This window comes from Streptomyces recifensis (assembly GCF_002154615.1).
Lineage (GTDB): Bacteria > Actinomycetota > Actinomycetes > Streptomycetales > Streptomycetaceae > Streptomyces > Streptomyces griseoluteus.
In genome coordinates this window covers 1-278 of record NZ_MUNH01000285.1, presented here as the reverse complement: position 1 = coordinate 278, position 278 = coordinate 1, and the positions used below count along the sequence as shown (strand labels likewise).

Sequence of the window (278 nt, the reverse complement as noted above, 5' to 3'; positions counted from 1 at the left end):
GTCGACCAGCGGGTGGGCGCAGCGCGACTGGCGCCGGACGAAGAGGACGACCAGGGCCACCCCCACCAGGAGCGGTACCAGCGTGAGCGGGCCGGTGAGGTCCTCGCCACCGCCGAGCCGCTTGACGCCGAGGACGACGCCGAAGAGGCCGCCCGCCGCCATCAGGGCGCCGACGACGTCCCAGGGACCGTCCCGCTCGCCGCGGGACTCGGGCAGCAGCATCCGGCCGATGGGCAGGCTCACCAGCATCAGCGGGATGTTGACCAGGAAGACCGAGC

1 pseudogene is annotated in these 278 nt (G+C 73.7%); it reads right to left on the bottom strand.

Annotated elements, in window-relative coordinates:
• Nucleotides 1-278, bottom strand: a pseudogene (locus tag CCN33_RS33030) (MFS transporter); the annotation flags it as partial.